Source organism: Rhodococcus sp. M8, from assembly GCF_015654185.1.
Taxonomy (GTDB): Bacteria; Actinomycetota; Actinomycetes; order Mycobacteriales; family Mycobacteriaceae; genus Rhodococcus; species Rhodococcus aetherivorans.
Genome location: NZ_CP064065.1, coordinates 2597264 through 2614324, shown reverse-complemented (window position 1 = coordinate 2614324; position 17061 = coordinate 2597264). Strand labels below are relative to the sequence as shown.

General features: G+C 70.3%; 16 protein-coding genes and 1 tRNA gene. 15 read left to right on the top strand and 2 right to left on the bottom strand.

Annotated features, from left to right (window positions below):
- Positions 1-196: 196 nt before the first annotated feature.
- The 8 genes from ISO16_RS11615 to ISO16_RS11580 all read left to right on the top strand — a co-directional run bounded on the left by ISO16_RS11615 (position 197) and on the right by ISO16_RS11580 (position 8848).
- Positions 197-1342, top strand: a complete 1146-nt coding sequence (locus ISO16_RS11615) for an acyl-CoA dehydrogenase family protein (RefSeq protein WP_006937057.1) — start codon at positions 197-199, stop codon at positions 1340-1342.
- The gene (locus tag ISO16_RS11610; protein WP_072636078.1) at positions 1339-1566 is read left to right on the top strand and encodes a hypothetical protein; all 228 of its coding nucleotides are present in this window, start codon (positions 1339-1341) and stop codon (positions 1564-1566) included. Before ISO16_RS11615 ends, ISO16_RS11610 begins: the two co-directional genes overlap by 4 nt.
- On the top strand, positions 1563-3080 hold the full coding sequence (locus ISO16_RS11605; RefSeq protein ID WP_072636077.1) for a long-chain-fatty-acid--CoA ligase: 1518 nt from the start codon (positions 1563-1565) through the stop codon (positions 3078-3080). Before ISO16_RS11610 ends, ISO16_RS11605 begins: the two co-directional genes overlap by 4 nt.
- Positions 3077-4780: a PHA/PHB synthase family protein gene (locus tag ISO16_RS11600; RefSeq protein WP_072636076.1), complete on the top strand. Its 1704-nt coding sequence runs from the start codon at positions 3077-3079 to the stop codon at positions 4778-4780. The genes ISO16_RS11605 and ISO16_RS11600 overlap by 4 nt, the downstream gene beginning before the upstream one ends.
- Before the next feature lie 27 nt (positions 4781-4807).
- Positions 4808-5260 carry a MaoC family dehydratase gene (locus ISO16_RS11595; RefSeq protein WP_006937051.1) on the top strand — a complete coding sequence of 151 codons (453 nt, stop codon included), beginning with the start codon at positions 4808-4810 and terminating at the stop codon, positions 5258-5260.
- Positions 5257-6078, top strand: coding sequence for a poly(3-hydroxyalkanoate) depolymerase (gene phaZ, locus ISO16_RS11590; RefSeq protein WP_029545805.1), 822 nt, complete (start codon positions 5257-5259; stop codon positions 6076-6078). The genes ISO16_RS11595 and phaZ overlap by 4 nt, the downstream gene beginning before the upstream one ends.
- 224 nt (positions 6079-6302) lie before the next feature.
- Positions 6303-7337, top strand: coding sequence for an AraC family transcriptional regulator (locus ISO16_RS11585; RefSeq protein WP_065922126.1), 1035 nt, complete (start codon positions 6303-6305; stop codon positions 7335-7337).
- A gap of 314 nt (positions 7338-7651) precedes the next feature.
- On the top strand, positions 7652-8848 hold the full coding sequence (locus ISO16_RS11580; RefSeq protein WP_170913981.1) for a YeiH family protein: 1197 nt from the start codon (positions 7652-7654) through the stop codon (positions 8846-8848).
- A gap of 73 nt (positions 8849-8921) precedes the next feature.
- Here the strand turns inward: ISO16_RS11580 and ISO16_RS11575 are convergent.
- Positions 8922-8992: transfer RNA gene (locus ISO16_RS11575), tRNA-Gly, on the bottom strand.
- Between the two features lie 221 nt (positions 8993-9213).
- Here ISO16_RS11575 and ISO16_RS11570 point away from each other — a divergent pair.
- Positions 9214-10497 (top strand): esterase/lipase family protein, encoded by a 1284-nt coding sequence (locus ISO16_RS11570; RefSeq protein ID WP_072636074.1) that lies wholly within the window; start codon positions 9214-9216, stop codon positions 10495-10497.
- Here ISO16_RS11570 and ISO16_RS11565 read toward each other — a convergent pair.
- Positions 10448-11269 (bottom strand): oxygenase MpaB family protein, encoded by an 822-nt coding sequence (locus ISO16_RS11565; RefSeq protein ID WP_083662318.1) that lies wholly within the window; start codon positions 11267-11269, stop codon positions 10448-10450. The genes ISO16_RS11570 and ISO16_RS11565 overlap by 50 nt on opposite strands.
- Positions 11270-11359: 90 nt before the next feature.
- Between ISO16_RS11565 and ISO16_RS11560 the strand changes: the two genes are divergently transcribed.
- The 6 genes from ISO16_RS11560 (at position 11360) to ISO16_RS11535 (ending at position 17017) form a co-directional block, all read left to right on the top strand.
- The gene (locus ISO16_RS11560; protein WP_006947584.1) at positions 11360-11977 is read left to right on the top strand and encodes a TetR/AcrR family transcriptional regulator; all 618 of its coding nucleotides are present in this window, start codon (positions 11360-11362) and stop codon (positions 11975-11977) included.
- 87 nt (positions 11978-12064) lie between these two features.
- Entirely contained in the window at positions 12065-12655 is a 591-nt protein-coding gene (gene dcd, locus ISO16_RS11555; RefSeq protein WP_006947585.1) for a dCTP deaminase, read from the top strand.
- Between the two features lie 293 nt (positions 12656-12948).
- Complete coding sequence (locus ISO16_RS11550) at positions 12949-13986, top strand: patatin-like phospholipase family protein (protein WP_043798453.1); 1038 nt, start codon at positions 12949-12951, stop codon at positions 13984-13986.
- Between the two features lie 4 nt (positions 13987-13990).
- Positions 13991-14428, top strand: coding sequence for a PPOX class F420-dependent oxidoreductase (locus ISO16_RS11545; RefSeq protein ID WP_072636073.1), 438 nt, complete (start codon positions 13991-13993; stop codon positions 14426-14428).
- 22 nt (positions 14429-14450) lie between these two features.
- The gene (locus tag ISO16_RS11540; protein ID WP_072636072.1) at positions 14451-15326 is read left to right on the top strand and encodes an alpha/beta fold hydrolase; all 876 of its coding nucleotides are present in this window, start codon (positions 14451-14453) and stop codon (positions 15324-15326) included.
- A gap of 146 nt (positions 15327-15472) precedes the next feature.
- The gene (locus ISO16_RS11535; protein ID WP_072636071.1) at positions 15473-17017 is read left to right on the top strand and encodes an ABC transporter substrate-binding protein; all 1545 of its coding nucleotides are present in this window, start codon (positions 15473-15475) and stop codon (positions 17015-17017) included.
- Positions 17018-17061 lie beyond the last annotated feature (44 nt).

Sequence of the window (17061 nt, the reverse complement as noted above, 5' to 3'; positions counted from 1 at the left end):
CTGACCCGATGAGATAAGTACGGTGGGTGCGGTTCGGCTACCGTGGAGTGGCAAGCCGAAGACCCGCATGGGTTCTCGATCGAGTCCCGCACTCCGCGGGCCACGTCCCCAGCACCGGGATCGTCGATGCAGCCGGCCGAGGCGGCCACCTGCCCGACGTGCTCGAAACACCCGTCGCCACCCCTCAGGAAGATCGATGACCAGGACCATCTATACCGCCGACCACCTCGCCTTTCGTGACACGGTGCGTGACTTCACGCAGCGCCACCTGATTCCGGAGCACGAGCGGATCATCGAGCAGCGGTTCATCGACCGCGAGATCTGGATCGAGGCGGGCAAGCTCGGCCTGCTCGGGCTGGAGGTACCCGAACAGTACGGTGGCAGCGCGGCGGGAGACTACCGGTTCAACGCGGTTGTGGGGGAGGAACTCTCGCGGGTGAGTGCCGCGATCGCGTCGAGTTTCGGCATCCACTACGACATCGTGGCGCCGTATCTGGTGGAGCTGACCACCGAGGAGCAGAAGCAGCGGTGGCTGCCGGGGTTCTGCACCGGTGAACTGGTCGCCGCGATCGCGATGACCGAACCGGCCGCGGGCTCGGACCTGGCCGGATTGAAGACCACCGCCCGACGCGACGGGGAGGACTGGATCCTCAACGGGTCCAAGACGTTCATCACCAACGGTTACCACGCCGACCTGGTGATCGTGGCGGCGAAGACCAGTCCGGAGAAGAAGGCCAAGGGCATCACCCTGTTCGCGGTCGAGACCGGCACGGCGGGCTTCGAACGGGGCCGCAAGCTGGACAAGGTCGGCCAACCCGAGTCCGACACCGCCGAGTTGTTCTTCACCGACGTCCGGGTCCCGGCGGCGAACGTGATCGGCGAGGTTGACGGCGGGTTCGCGCACATGATGCGAATGCTGCCGCAGGAACGGATCTGCGCGGCGGTGTCGAATCTCGCGCACGCCGAGGCGATCCTGGCCGAGACCCTCGACTATGCCCGGGCGCGCAAGGCGTTCGGCCAGGCGATCGGCTCGTTCCAGTACAACAAGTTCCTCTTCGCCGAACTGGTCACCACGCTCGAGGTGGCGCAGGCGTTCGTCGATCGGTGCGTGCAGGCACACACCGAGGGGCGGCTCACCGCGGTGGACGCCGCGAAGGCCAAGTGGTGGAGCTCGCAGGTGCAGAACCAGATCCTCGACAGTTGCGTCCAGCTGCACGGCGGCTACGGGTTCATGAACGAATACCGGGTCGCGCGGGCGTGGAAGGACGCACGGGTGACCAAGATCTGGGCCGGGTCCAACGAGATCATGAAGGAGATCATCGGACGGGACCTCGGACTGTGAGCATCACCGCGCCGGCCACCCACGCGAGCGAACCCACCGAGTGGCTCGCCCGGCTGACGCGCACCCGGTCCGACGCCGCCGCCCGCATCGCGTGGCTGACCGGGGTGCTCGGCTCCATTCGCTGGGCTCCAGCGCTGTGCGTGCCCCTTCGGCCCCACGCCGGTTCGGAGGCGACCACCGACCACGACCCCTTTCTCGAACCACACCGGAGAACCACAGCATGACCAATCTCAGTACCAATCTCGTTGTATCGGCGCGCAACTACCCCGGCAAGACCGCGTTGCGGTGCGGCGAGGACACGCTCTCGTTCGCCGAGTTCGACGCGGCCGCGGCGCGGGTGGCAACCCTGCTCGAGCGGGCCGGGATCGCACCCGGTGACCGGGTCGCGGTGATGCTGCCCAACACCGCGGCGTTCGCGATCGTCTTCTACGGCATCCTGCGGCGCGGCGCGATCGCGGTGCCGATGAACCCGCTGCTGAAGGCCCGCGAGATCGAGTTCTTCCTGACCAACACCGCCGCGTCGGCGCTGTTCGCGACCCCGGTGTTCGCCGAGCAGGCCCGCGCCGCGTCCGACGCGGCCGACGCCCGGTTGTGGCTGGTCGACGACGACGACCTCGCCCGCCTGACCGCCGACCTGCCGGCGCAGGCCGCGCCGGTGGCGCGGGCCGGTGAGGACACCGCGGTGATCCTGCACACCTCGGGCACCACCGGCAAGCCCAAGGGCGCCGAACTCACCCACGCCGGCCTGGCCGGCAACGCAGAGGTGACCGCCCGCACCCTGATCCAGATCGGACCCGACGACGTCGTGATGGGCGCACTGCCGCTGTTCCACGTCTTCGGGCTCACCTGTGGGCTCAACGCCTCGGTCCTCGTGGGTGCCACGCTGACACTGGTGCCGCGGTTCGACCCACGAGTCGCGCTCGAGGTGATCGCCCGCGACCGGGTCACCGTGTTCGAGGGCGTGCCGACCATGTACGCCGCGATGCTCGGTGTCGCCGGGGAACTCGACGCGGCGGCGACGGCGAGCCTGCGAGTGTGCGTCTCGGGCGGCGCGTCGCTGCCGGTGGCAGTGCTCACCGACTTCGAGCGGACCTTCGACGCGGTGATCCTGGAAGGCTACGGGCTGTCGGAAACCTCCCCGGTCGCCTCGTTCAACCACCCGAACCGCGTCCGTAAGACCGGCTCGATCGGCACCCCGATCGAGGGCGTGCGGATGCGTGTCGTGGACGGCACCGGTGCCGAGGTTCCGGCCGACCAGCCCGGCGAGATCCAGATCGCGGGACCGAACGTGATGAAGGGCTACTGGAACCTGCCCGAATCGACCGCGGCCGCGATCGACGCGGCCGGTTGGTTCGCCACCGGCGACATCGGCCGCATCGACACCGACGGCTACTTCTACATCGTGGACCGCAAGAAGGACCTGATCATCCGCGGCGGGTTCAACGTCTACCCCCGCGAGGTCGAGGAGGTCGTCTACGAGCACCCTGCCGTGGCGGAGGCCGCGGTGGTCGGCATCCCGCACGTCAGCCTCGGCGAGGAGATCGGCGCCGCGGTCACGCTCAAGCCCGGCGCGAGCGCCGATCCCGCCGAGATCGTCGCATTCGTCAAACAGCGGGTCGCCGCCTACAAGTATCCGCGCCACATCTGGATCCTCGACACCCTGCCGCAGGGGCCGACCGGCAAGATCCTGCGCCGCGACATCACCATCCCGACCTTCGAAAGCAGCAACCGACCATGACCACCACCACCACCAAGCCGGCACACCGCCCCGACGAGCTCGCCGCGCCGCTGGACCTGCTGCTGGCCGGCTCGGCCCGCGGCGTGGCCGGCCGGATGCTGCCCAACCGATCCTGGGCCCGGCTCGCGGGCGGGCTGGCCACCCGCCCGGGCACGCTCGCGCACCGCGGCGGAAACCTGGCCAAGGAACTCGCTGCGGTCGCCGCCGGCCGCGCCGACCGCGCACCCGGCAAGGGCGACAAACGATTCGCCGACCCGGCGTGGCAGAACAACCCCTGGTTGCACCGCAGCATGCAGGCCTACCTCGCCACCGCCGACACCGCCTATGCCCTGCTCGCGGACGCGGGCTTGGACTGGCGCGACACCGAACGGATGCGGTTCGTGCTCGACAACCTCGTCGAGGGCCTCGCGCCGAGCAACAATCCGCTGCTCAACCCGCTCGGGTGGAAGGCGCTCATCGACACCGGCGGCCTGTCCGTGCTGCGCGGGGCGCGCGCGTTCGCCCGCGACATGGCCACCAAGCCGCGGGTGCCGGCGATGATCGAAGACGGCGCCTACACCCTCGGCGAGACCGTCGCGGTCACACCCGGGGCAGTGGTGTTGCGCACCCCGGTGTTCGAGCTGATCCAGTACGCCCCGCAATCCACGACCGTGCGCGAGGTGCCGCTGCTGATGGTGCCGCCGGTGATCAACAAGTACTACATCACCGACATCGCCCCCGGTCGCAGCATGATCGAGTACTTCGTCGCCCAGGGCCAGCAGGTGTTCGCCATCTCCTGGCGAAACCCCCACGCCGAGCATCGGGACTGGGACCTCGACACCTACGGCGGCGCGATCCTCGAGGCGATGGACGCCGTCCAGGGGATCACCGGCACCGACCGCACGCATCTGCAGGGCAGCTGCTCGGGCGGGATCCTGGCCGCGACGACCGCCGCGTACCTGGCTGCCACCGGCCACGGCGACCGGGTTGCCGGGCTCACCCTGGCGGTGACCGTGCTCGACCAGGCCCAAGCCGGGTTCGCCGCCGCCGCCCTCGACGCACGCACCGCCGAGACCGCGATCGAACGCTCGCAGTCCAGGGGCTTCCTGGACGGGGACGAGCTGGCCGAGGTGTTCGCCTGGCTGCGCCCGACCGACCTGGTGTGGCGCTACTGGGTCAACAACTACCTGCAGGGCCGCCCGCCCGCGCCGTTCGACGTGCTGCATTGGAACGCCGACACCACTCGCATGACCGCCGGCCTGCACCGCGACCTGGTCCGCATCGGCGCTACCAACGCGCTGGCCACCCCCGGCACGATCGACCTGTTGGGCACCCCGATCGACCTCGGAGCGGTCACCGCCGACGCGTACGTGATCGGCGGCATCGCCGACCACATTTCGCCATGGCAGTCCTGCCACCGCAGCGCCGCCCTGCTCGGCGGTGCCGACACCCGGTTCGTGCTCTCCACCAGCGGGCACGTCGCCGCGCTGGTCAACCCACCCGGAAACCCCAAGGCGTCCTTCCGGGTCGGGCCCGTCGACGCGGACACCCCGGAGCAATGGTTCGACCGCGCGACGGTCACCCGCGACTCCTGGTGGCCGGACTACACCACCTGGCTCGCCGCGCGCAGCGGCGCCACCGTCGCCGCACCCACCACGCTCGGCGGCGCCGGCCACTCCCCGCTCGACCCCGCACCCGGCACCTACGTACACCACATCTGACCCACCACGACCTCAGGAAGCGACATCATGACCACCACACTCGACAACCCGAAAGCACTGCTCGACCTGGTCGGGCACGAACTCGGCCGCACCGACTGGCGCGAGATCACCCAGGAGCAGGTGAACCGGTTCGCCGACGCCACCGGCGACCACCAGTGGATCCACACCGACCCCGACCGGGCGGTGGCCGGACCGTTCGGCACCACCATCGCGCACGGCTACCTCACCCTGTCGCTGACGCCGATCGTGCTCGCCGAGGTACTCGCCATCGACCACCTCGGGATGGCAGTGAACTACGGGGTGAACAAGGTCCGATTCCCCGCGCCGGTCCCGGTCGGAGCCGAACTGCGCGCCACCGTCACCCTCACCGCCGCAGTGGAGAAACCCGCCGGCATCGAGGCCGTGTTCACCCTCACCTACGAGATCCGGGGCGGGACGCGGCCGGTGTGCGTCGCCGAGGTCGTCGTCGTCTACCGATGACCGGAGACGCTCGCACCACGCAGCGCACCCTCACCGTGGGCCGGCAACGCATCCGGGTCCACATCCGGCGCGGGTCGGGGGTGCCGCTGGTGCTGTGCAACGGGATCGGCGCCGGGCTCGAGGTGCTCGACCCGTTCGTCGCCGCCCTCGACCCGGCCACCACGATCGTCCGGTTCGACGTCCCCGGCGCCGGCGGGTCGCGGACCTCGTTCGCGCCCTACGGGTTCGGCTACCTCGCGCGGCTGCTGGGACGGGTCCTCGACCGGCTCGGTATCGGCGTGGTGGACGTACTCGGCCTGTCCTGGGGCGGCGCGCTGGCCCAGCAGTTCGCCTTCCAGAACCCGCGCCGGTGCCGGCGACTCGTGCTCGTCGCCACCGCCACCGGGGCGCTCATGGTGCCCGGACATCCCCGGGTGCTCGCCAAGATGCTCACCGGTCGCCGGTTCACCGACCCCGATCACACCGCAGCGATCGCCGGCCAGATCTACGGCGGCACCGCGAGAAACCAGGGCAGCGACATCGCCGCCCTCTTCGACACCCAGACCCACGCCGGATCGACGATCGGTTACCTGCACCAGCTGCTCGCCGGCGCCGTGTGGACCAGCCTGCCGATGCTTCCCCTCATCCGCCAACCCACCCTGATCGTCGCCGGCACCGACGACCCCATCGTTCCGATCGTCAACGCCCACATCCTGCACCGACTGCTACCCCACGCCACCCTGTACCTGCACAACGGCGGACATATCGAACCGATCACCAACGCCGGCAGACTCGCCCCGGTGATCGACGCCTTCCTCCACGAACCCGAACAACGATGATGACGATCACCCACGACCACCGACGCATGCACTCGCGGCCGCCGCCCGCGCGGGGGACCGTCCCCGCGCTGCCGAACAGCCGTCGGTGCGACACGGTGCACCTGATCGTCGGTGTCCCCGGCGGCGATTTCGATCGGCGCCTTCCGGGGCGTGTCTCACCGCCCGATCGAGCGTATCTTGAGGTGACATAGGTGTTCTCTCCGGGGCGAGAGGTGGGGCCGGACATGAAGCCGTTGGCCCGCTACGCCGCGATCACAGGGTACGCCGACCTGTGCGCGTCGCTGGGCACGGATCCGACGCCACTGCTGCGCAGCGTCGGGCTCGATCCCGCCGGGTTGGGGCTGCCGGACCGGTGGATCCCCGCCGTCGCGATCGCCCGCCTGCTGGAACGCTCGGCCGCCGCGACCCGCTGCCCCGACTTCGCGCTGCGGCTCGTCGAGCGTCGGCGCTTTGCCAGCCTCGGCCCGGTGAGCCTGGTCATCCGGGAGGAACCCGACGTCCGCAGCGCGCTGAAGTTCCTGATGCGCTATCAGCACATGTACAACGAGGCCCTGCGGCTGCGGTTGGTCGAGGCAGAGGACGTCGCGACGATCCGGGTGGGGCTCGAGCTGGGCGAACCCGCCGACACCCGGCAGGCCACGGAACTGGCGATGGGGGTACTGCACGGGCTGTTACGCGATTTTCGCGGCGGCCGCTGGCAGCCCCTGGCGGTCTGCTTCACTCATTTCGCCCCCGAGGACACCAGCGCCCACCTCGAGGCGTTCGGCCCGATGGTCAAGTTCGACCAGGAGTTCTCCGGAATTGTCCTCTACACAAGCGATCTCGACGCTCCCAACGCCATGTCGGGTCCCTCGATCGGCCCGTATGCGCGCCAATTCCTCGACACCATCGACACCCGGCCCGAGGCGACGCCCGTCACCCGGGTCCGCGAGCTGATCGAACTGCTGCTGCCCACCGGGCGATGCTCGGTCGAGCAGGTCGCCCGCAGCCTCGGGGTCGACCGGCGCACCGTACACCGCCATCTCGCCGAGGCGGGGCAGAACTACACCGCGGTGCTCACCGCCACCCGCGTGGACCTGGCCGAACACCTCGTCGCCGGCCGTCGTTACTCGCTCACCGAGGTCGCCGATCTGCTCGGCTTCTCCTCGGCAAGCAACTTCTCCCGCTGGTTCAGCAACGAATTCGACTGCAGCCCAAGGCAATGGCGCGCCCAACACCGGACGGACACCGCCGTGCGGGCCGGGAACGCGCTGGTATGACACCGGCATCCGCGCGAACGCGGTGTCCCATATCGAATACACCGTGTCCCGATAGGGACAGTATGCCGTGCCGAATCCGGATACCGTGAGGTGCGTCGCAATTCAGGCCCTGCGGGGAGGTCCCCAGCCGGGTCGGTGATTGTGGCCCGTTCGATCGCGGCGACGTTGATCCCGGCGAGCCGGTCACCGCGAAGTGTCCGTAATGCACCGACATGGAACAGATCTCGGTCACGCACCGAGCCTGACGGACCCGACCCCACGTCGAATACCTCGACCGGGCCGGGATGCCCGGGCCGACATGACGAAGAAAGAGAGTGTGCAGCGTGCTGGATGCTACCGCGGCCGCGGAGTCCGACCGCAGAGATCCCGACCACGACACGTCGGGCGGAGCGGATACGCGGCCGGCCGCGGGCGTGGGGACCGGCCAGGCCGAGTCGGGCGGCCGAGGCGGGGACGGGCGCAGCGGCGGCCGCGGCACCCGGCTCAACGGGAAGGTTGCGCTCGAACGGGCGCGTGCATCGCTGCCCGGATTGGTGTTGTCTGCCGCCGCGGCGGCGGTGGCAGTTGTCGCGGCGCGCCTGTTGGGTGGGATCAGCCCTCTGCTGATCGCGATCCTGCTCGGCGCGGTGGTCGCGAATCTGGGAACGCTGCCGACGGTCTTCGAGCCGGGTGTGACCGTCGCCTCGCGGCGGCTGCTCCGTATCGGAGTCGCGCTGCTGGGTCTGCAACTGCTGCTGCCGAACGTGCTGGCACTGGGGTGGGGGACGCTCGCGGTGGTCGCTGCGGTGGTCGGCCTGGGCATCGCCGGGTCGATGGCGCTCGGGAAGTTGCTCGGGATCGGCTGGACGCAACGGCTGCTGATCGCGTGCAGTTTCTCAATCTGCGGTGCCGCGGCCGCGGCCGCGGTCGACGGCGTGGTGAACGCACGTAAGCGGGAACTGGTGACCACCATCGCGCTGGTCGTCGTCTTCGGCACCGTGATGATTCCGGCTCTTCCCGCGGCTGCGGCCGCCCTGGGTCTGGACTCGACCCAGGCGGGAATGTGGGCCGGCGCGGCGATTCACGAGGTGGCGCAGGTGGTCGCGGCCGGCGGCGCGCTCGACGCGGGGTCGTCGGCCGCGGCGGTGGGCGGCGGTGCCCTGGCCATTGCAGTGACGGTCAAGCTGGCCCGGGTGGCGCTGCTGGCGCCGGTGGTCGCGTGGATCGGGGTGGCGTCACGACGCCGCACCGCCACGCCCACGCAGACGCGGCGACCGCCTTTGGTGCCGCTGTTCCTGGTCGGATTCCTCGCCTGCGTGGCGCTGCGGGCCACCGGTGTTCTCGGACCGGCGTGGCTCGACGCCGCGCGACTGACCCAGACCGCGCTGCTCACCGCCGCGATGTTCGCGCTCGGCACCGGGGTCCGGCTGTCCGTGTTGCGCGGTGTGGGGTGGCGGCCCTTCGCTCTCGCCGCCGCCTCGACGATCATTGTCGCCGCGACCGCGCTCACCGGGGTGCTGCTGGTCGGCTAGCCGGTATGTGGGCGCCGACCCGCCAACGACGAAGGCCCCGGCTGCGCGATGCGCCGGCCGGGGCCTTCGGGAGAGCCGATGACGGGAATCGAACCCGCGTATTCAGCTTGGGAAGCTGATGTTCTACCATTGAACTACATCGGCACGCTGGGCTTTTGCCGATTTCTCGGCTCCGTCCACGCTCGTCGCACACTGTAGCAGACTCCGCGCGGACGCCGTCACATCCACCCCGGAGCGTTCCGTTTCGAGGGGGAGGTTGTTGCGGCAAACGCCGAGTGGAGGCCTCCGGAACCACCCCCTCGTCGCCGGAACCTCCCGCTCGCACCCGCCGCGACAGCGGCGCGTCGCACCCCCACACTGGGAACATGAAGGCCACGGGGGAGCGGTCCGAGGCGTCCGAGCTGGCTCGGCTGCTGCTGGACGAGGTGGGCGCGGCGACCGGGGGCGTGCAGGCGATGCACCGCAGCATCTCCGACCGGGTGTTCGGGGCGGTCGCACTGGGCGTCGGGACGCCGGCGCTGGCGGTGAAGGCCGCGCACGACGCGATCGCCGACGGGGTCTATTCCGCGATCAGGGGTGCCGCCGCGGCGACGGGGAAGCTGGCCGCGCTCGGGCTTGCGGAGTCCACCGGCGACCGGTTGCCGTCGGAGAGCGTCCGCGGGGCGATGGCGATCGCCGCGGTCGAGGGCCTCATCGGCGACGTCCTCGAGGCCGAGGGCTCACCGCTGGCGCTGCCGATGTCGGTGCGGGTGGACAGCCGGGCCGTGCCGCTCACGACCGAGGGCCTCGCCCGCGCGTTCCCGCCCGCGACGGGCCGCGTGGTGGTGTTCGTCCACGGTCTGATGGAGACCGAGACGACGTGGCGGTTCGGCGGCCGCCGCACCTACGGCGAACGACTCGTCGACGATCTCGGCTGCACATCCGTGTTCGTCCGCTACAACACGGGCCGGCGCATCTCCGCGAACGGTCGGGAACTGTCGGCGCTGCTCGACGCGCTCGTGCGGGCGTGGCCGCGCAAGGTCGAGCAGCTCGCGTTGATCGGCCACTCCATGGGTGGGCTCGTCGCGCGCAGCGCCTGCTTCTACGGCACCGAGACCGATGCGGCGTGGACTCATCGTGTGCGCCATGTCGTTTCGCTCGGATCCCCGCATCTGGGGGCGCCGCTCGAGCAGGCGGTGCACTACGCGAGCGCCGCGCTCGTCGCGGTCCCGGAGCTGCGGCCGTTCGGGACGCTGCTGCGACGGCGCAGCGCCGGCATCCGCGACCTGAACCAGGGCGCCGTGGTGGACGAGGACTGGTCCGGTCGCGGCATCGACGACCTGCGCCGCGCCGTGTGCCGGGAGGTGCCCCTGCTGGACGGGGCGATGCACTGCTTCGTGTCGGCGACCCTGACGCGCAGCCCGGCTCATCCGCTGGGGCGGTTGCTCGGGGACGGACTCGTCCTGGTGCCGAGCGCGTCGGGGCACGGCCGGACCCGGCGCATCGGCTTCCGCATGGAGGACGGCATGCACCGGGCGCCGGCGCACCATCTGACGCTGCTCAACGACGACGAGGTCTACCGGCAGCTGCTGATGTGGCTGCGCACCGGCCCCGGAGGGCCTAGACCAGCGGACGGCCCGTCCGGATCCGCCGGCGCAGATCGGCCATGAGCAGCCGGTAGGGGGCTTCGCGCAGCGCCACCGGGAGCCGCGAGTTGACCGCCCCGAGGGTGCGCATGAGCCGGTCGAAGCGGCGCTGGTCGCGCGGGCTCCACGGCAGCCGCATCCGGTCGCGGAACATCGGCGGCAGGAAGCCGGCGGTGAGGAACAGGTTGAGCCGGCCGAACAGCAGCGACACCGGGCGGGGCAGGAACCGCATGGCGGCGATGGCGTAGAGGTGGTCGCGCACGACGTCGTCGATGTCGACCTTGGCGAGCGCTTCGTTCCAGTACTCCTCGAACGCCTCGCGGTCGATCGGCCACATGTCGGGCTCGACCTGCAGGGTGGTGCCGAAGGTGGCGCCCTTGCGGTAGTACCACTCGACGGCCTCGGCCGGGATCGGTCCGTAGAGCGCGTGGTGCACGTCCTCGAAGCCGCGGTAGATGCACGCGGCCACCCACAGCTGCAGTTCGGGGTCGAAGGCGTTGTATTCGACCGGGCTCGCCTCGGTGGAGCGGACGTGGCGGTGGGCGGTGTTGACGGCGCGCCGGAAGAGTTGCTTCTCCTCGTCGGTGCCGGTGGCCGCGACCGCCAGGTAGGTGAGGGTGGTGCGGGTGCGTTTGATCGGATGGTCGAACAGCCGGCCGGAGGCGACACGGCTCTCGACGACACCGGAGCCGACGCCGGGGTGGGACAGCTGCATGATGACGTTCGCCGCGCCGGCCATGAGGCCGAGGCCGTCCATGACGTCGTCGAACTCGGCAGGCTTCTCGAGGGTGGTCACGAGGTCGATCCCTTCGTCCGTCCTATATGTGGACACGACTGTAGTCACATATATGATCGGGGTAAAGAGCTCTCCTGAGAAGATGGACGGATGGTGACAGGACGGCTCTACGGGGGACGCGGGGGAGAACAGCGGCAGGCGGAACGGCGGGCGCAGCTCATCGAGGCCGGGCTCGACATCCTCGGCGGACCCGACGGCGATCACACCCTGTCCGTCCGCGGCGTGTGCAAGCGCACCGGCCTGGCCTCACGCTACTTCTACGAGAACTTCCCCGACCGCGACGAACTCACCGTCGCCGTGTACGACCACGTGATCCAGCGGATCGCCGAGAGCACCCTGCGCGCGGTCACGGAGGCACCGCGCGACGAACGGTCGGTGGTCCGGGCCGGCGTGGAGAACATCGTCCGCGAGGTCGCCGAGGACCCGCGCATGGGCCGGCTGATCTTCTCTGTCAGCCAGGCCAACCCCCAGCTGGTGAGCCGGCGACTCGAGTCGTCGCGCATGTTCGCCGGGCTGGTGACGGCGCAGGCGGTGGACTTCTTCGAGGTGAGCTCGACGCCCCGGCTCGACCTCGCGGCGCACTTCGTCGTCGGCGGCCTCGCACAGGTGCTGACGGCGTGGCTCGAGGGCGACAGCCCGCTGAGCCAGGACGAGGTGATCGAGGCCTGCACCGATTTTCTGCTCACGATGTCGTCGCAGGCCCGCTGACGCGACCGGCGGCGACGGACATCCGGCGCGGCTGACAACCTCGAGCGCTCTCGGAGCCGCCCTGTGCGGGTTGTTAGCCTCTACCTCGTGCTGCTCTCCGATCGCGACATCCGCGCCGAGGTCGCCTCCGGGCGTCTCGGCATCGACCCCTTCGATGCGGCGATGGTGCAGCCGTCGAGCGTGGACGTACGGCTCGACAGCCTGTTCCGCGTCTTCAACAACACCCGCTACACGCACATCGACCCCGCGCAGCGCCAGGACGAGCTCACCTCGCTGGTGCAGGCCCCGCCCGGGGAGCCGTTCGTGCTGCACCCGGGCGAGTTCGTGCTCGGCTCGACGATGGAGACGTGCAGCCTGCCCGACGACCTCGCCGGCCGGCTCGAGGGCAAGTCGTCGCTCGGCCGCCTCGGTCTGCTCACCCACTCCACGGCCGGGTTCATCGACCCGGGCTTCAGCGGGCACATCACCCTCGAGCTCTCCAACGTCGCCAACCTGCCGATCACGCTGTGGCCGGGGATGAAGATCGGGCAGTTGTGCCTGTTCCGGCTGACCAGCCCGGCCGAGCACCCCTACGGCAGCGCCGCCGTCGGGTCGAAGTACCAGGGCCAGCGTGGCCCGACGCCGTCGAAGGCGTATCTCAACTTCGTGCGCGAACACCCCGACGCCCGCCCGAGCTAACCGGGCGGTTGTCGCGTCGAAGGGGCGGTTGCTGCGCCGGCCTCTCGGCGTTCGCCGCAACAGGCGCCCCCTCGACACGAGATCCTCCCGTTCAGCCGCCACTTCACAGTCCGGACCGCGATTTCCTGCCAGCGTTCGCACGGGGCCCGGCATAGTGTGAACGGGACAGGGGAGCCGGGTGCGTCCGTCCCGCGAACAGTTCGTCGATGCGGCACTGCGGTGCAGGAGGAGGCGGCCATGTACGGGTGCGAACGGATCGTCCCGGGCGGCGGACGCGGCCTCGGGGGTGTGCGATGACCGCAGCCCCGCATCCGGACGTCGCCGACCTCGTCCTCGCCGGCGGCGGGGTGAAGGGCATCGGCCTCGCCGGTGCCGTCGTGGCTCTGGCCGACGCCGGATACCGGCTCAACCGGGTGTCGGGCACGTCCGCGGGGGCGGTGGTCGGCGCCATCGTCGCGGCCGGATCGAAGGCCGGATGGACGGGCGAGCAGATGCGCGACGCCGTCTTCGGGATCAGGTACCGCAAGTTCCTCGACCCGGGGCCCGTCGAACGGATTCCCCTGCTGGGTCCCGCATTCGGGGTGCTCCGGGGGTCGGGGATCTACCAGGGCGACTACGCGCACGCCTGGATCCGGGACACGCTGAAGGACCTGGGCGTCAGCACCTTCGGGGATCTGCGGATGGAGGACGACGACATCCCGGAGGAGCGACGGTACCGGCTGGTGGTCACCGTCACGGACATCACGCGGGGCCTGCTGGTCCGGCTGCCGTGGGACTACCGGTCGGTCTACGGCCTCGATCCCGACGAGCAGTCGGTGGCCGACGCGGTGCGCGCGTCCATGTCGATCCCGTTCTATTTCCGGCCCGCGACGCTCACCGCCACGTCCGGGTTGACGTCGACACTGGTCGACGGCGGGCTACTGTCGAACTTCCCGATCGACTCGCTCGACCGGATCGACACCGAGCAACCCCGCTGGCCCACCTTCGGCGTCACCGTGCTGCCGAACCTGCCCGCCGACAACGACAAGGTCCTCCCACCGCTGCGGCTGCTGCGTCCGTTCTCGGCCCTCGGCGACTCCCCGGAGCTGATCGAGGGCATCGTCACCACCGTGCTCGTCGGCCGCGACCAGGCCCACCTCAACCAGCCGTGGGTCAGCGCCCGCACGATCCGGGTCGACTCGACCGAGGTGGGGGTCCTCGACTTCCACCTCGACAAGTCCGAGATCGAGGCACAGTTCGCCAAGGGGTACGAGGCGGCGCAGGGGTTCCTGTCGACCTGGAACTGGGTGGAGTACGTCAAGCGCTACCGTTCCCACGGAAAGAGATGGTGATCCCATGACGGCGCCCGCAGACAGGATCGAATCACTCTTCGCTGCAACGAAGATCGGCGCCCTCGTCACGCTGAAGCGGGACGGGCGGCCGCAGCTCTCCAACATCGTGTACCACCACGACCCCGGCGCCCGGACGTTCTCGGTCTCCATCACCGACGGGCGGGCCAAGACCGCGAACATGCGCCGCGACCCGCGCGTGAGCCTGTATGTCAGCGCCGCCGAGGGCTGGGCGTACGCGGTCGCGGAGGGCACCGCCGAACTGTCGCCCGTCGCGAAGGACCCGCACGACGACACCGTCGAGGAACTCGTCGCCCTGTATCGGGCGGTGCAGGGCGAACACCCGGACTGGGACGAGTTCCGGGACGCGATGGTCGCCGACCGCCGGCTCGTGCTGACGATGCGGGTCGAACGGTTCTACGGGATGGCCGGACCGACCGGCTGATCCGGACGAAGGGGGGAAGGCGATGCCGCGTGCGTCGACAACAGAATTCGCGGCCTCCACTGCGGGGAGGCAGTTCCTCCGCGCCTACGATGCCGTGCTCGCGAAGTGGCCGGCGGACGTCGGCGCAGTGACGGTCGAATCGGAATTCGGCACAACGCATATCAACGTCTGCGGCCGCGAGGACGCGCCGCCGGTCCTCCTGCTGCCCGGAGGGGGAGCGACGTCGACGGTGTGGTTCGCCAACGCCGCCGCGCTCGCCACCCGGTACCGGGTCCTGGCGGTGGATCCGATCGGTGACGTGGGACGGAGTGTCGCGCACGGAAAGCCGATGCGCAGCGTGGAAGATCTGCTGTCGTGGCTCGACGGCATCGCGGCGACGCTCGGCCTGTCCTCGTTCCGGCTGGCCGGCCACTCGTACGGGGCGATGATCGCGCTCGCCTACGCGCTCGAACGCCCCGAGCGGATCTCGAACATGGTGTTGCTCGATCCGAATTCGTGCTTCGCCGGGATGCGCGCACAGTACCTCGCCCGCGCGATCCCCTTGCTGCTCCGGCCGAGCGACCACCGCCAGCGCAGCTTCCTCGCGTGGGAGACCGGCGGCCGGCCCCTCGACGCGGACTGGCTGAACCTCGCCGCCCAGGGCGCTGAGCACTTCCCGACGGCGAAGCTGGTCGTCCCGAAACGACCCGCACGTCCCACCCTCGCCGGGCTCGCGGTCGACACGACGGTGATTCTCGCGGCCGGCAGCAAGATCCACGACAGCGCGCGGGTGGCGGCCGCGGTCGAGGCGACGAGCTCGCGGCTGCGGCCGGTGATCGTCGAGGGAGCAACGCACCACACGATGCCCATGGTCCCGGCCGCGGAGGTGAATTCCACCCTCCTCGGCGCGCTCGGCTGACCGTCGATTCCCGCACGGTCTCGTTCAGTGGGAACGGCGATGTGCGGCATGTCACAAGCCCCTACGTTCGGTCGGTAACAGGCCGTGCGCATCGACGTCCGTCCTGAAATCGACTGTGCGCGCGAGCGCTTCGAGGAAGGGGCGAGATGCCGGTCGCAACGGGCAGGTTTTCCATCCGGCGGTGGACGGCCGCCCTCGGGACGTGCGCGGTGCTGGCGGCCGCGTGCGGCTCCGAGGTGTCCCAGCACTCGGGTGTCACCGACCCGACGATCCCCCTGCGCTACGCGACGGTCTTCGGCGCGTCCTCCTTCGACCCGCACAAGACCAAGATCACCAGTGACGCCACGATGCTCAACCTGGTCTACGACCGGCTCGTGCACCGCGACGTCGACGCGCAACCCGTCCCCGGCCTGGCCGAATCGTGGGAGCTGACGGACGAGTCCCTCACCCTGCATCTGCGCGAGGGGGTGAGCTTCGCCGACGGTTCCCCCGTGGACGCGGCCGCCGTCCGGGCCAACCTGAACCGCGCCCTCGAACCGGACTCGGTGACCGCACCGATGCTCGCCGGGGTCACCGGCGTCACGACCCCCGACGATCGCACCGTCGTGCTCGCGCTGGACCGGCCCGGCGCCCAGCTCGTCCTCGCGCTGTCCGACCTGGCCGGGATGATCGTCGACCCCGACGCATTCGGAACCCCGGAGAAGAACGCCGCGCTGGCGCTCACCCCGGCCGGTGCCGGCCGCTACACGGTCACCCGCGCGCAGCCGGGCGCCGAGTACGAGTTCGCCGCGCGGCCCGGCTACTGGGATCCCGACGCGGTCCGCACCGACAGCGTGGTGTGGACCGTGATGACCGATCCGCAGGCCCGGCTCAACGCCGTGTCCTCCGGAGACCTGGACGCCGCCATCACCACGCCCCTGACCATCGATGCCGCCGAGCAGCAGGGCCTTCGGGTCGAGACGGCGCTGCGGCTCGACCACATGGCCATCAACCTCAACCGGTCGCGCGGGGAGTTCGGCAAGCCGGAGGTGCGGCAGGCGCTGGCGTACGCGATCGACCGGCAGTCCATCGCCGACACCGCGATGGAAGGCCACGCCGAGGCCGCGACGCAGAACTTCCCGAAGGACTACTTCGCCTACGAGCACGACTTGGCCGGAGCCTACCCGTACGACCCCGACAGGGCGCGGGAGCTCCTGGCACAGGCGGGACTGCCGAACGGGTTCTCCTTCACTGCGATCCTGCTCAACCTGCCCGAGAACGTGCAGGTGGCCCAGATCGTGCAGCAACAGCTCGCCGAGGTCGGCATCGACATGCAGTTGAAGCCGATGCCGCCGTCCGAAGCCTCCCCGACGTTCAACCGCGGGGACGCCGACGCCGTCGTCACCACCTTCACCGGCCGGTCCGATCCCGCCCTGCTGTTCTCCTCGCTGTACGGGGCGGAGTCTCCGCAGAACCCGTCCCGCAGCACGGCCCCCGGATTCCAGGAGGCCCTGGATGCGGCCAACCGCGAGTCCGATCCGCAGGCGCGCGCCGGCAAGCTCGGCAACGTGTCGAAGCTGGTCAGCGACAACGCGCTCGCGATCCCGCTGGTGTTCTTCGAGCTCGGCTCCACCCTGACCGATCAGGTCGTGGGCTACGAACCCACCCTGCTCGTCGACGAGTGGCGCGGCGTCGGCGTCGCCGCCCCGTGAACCCCTCGACGACCCGAAACCCCCGAGGAATCTGATGTTTCACA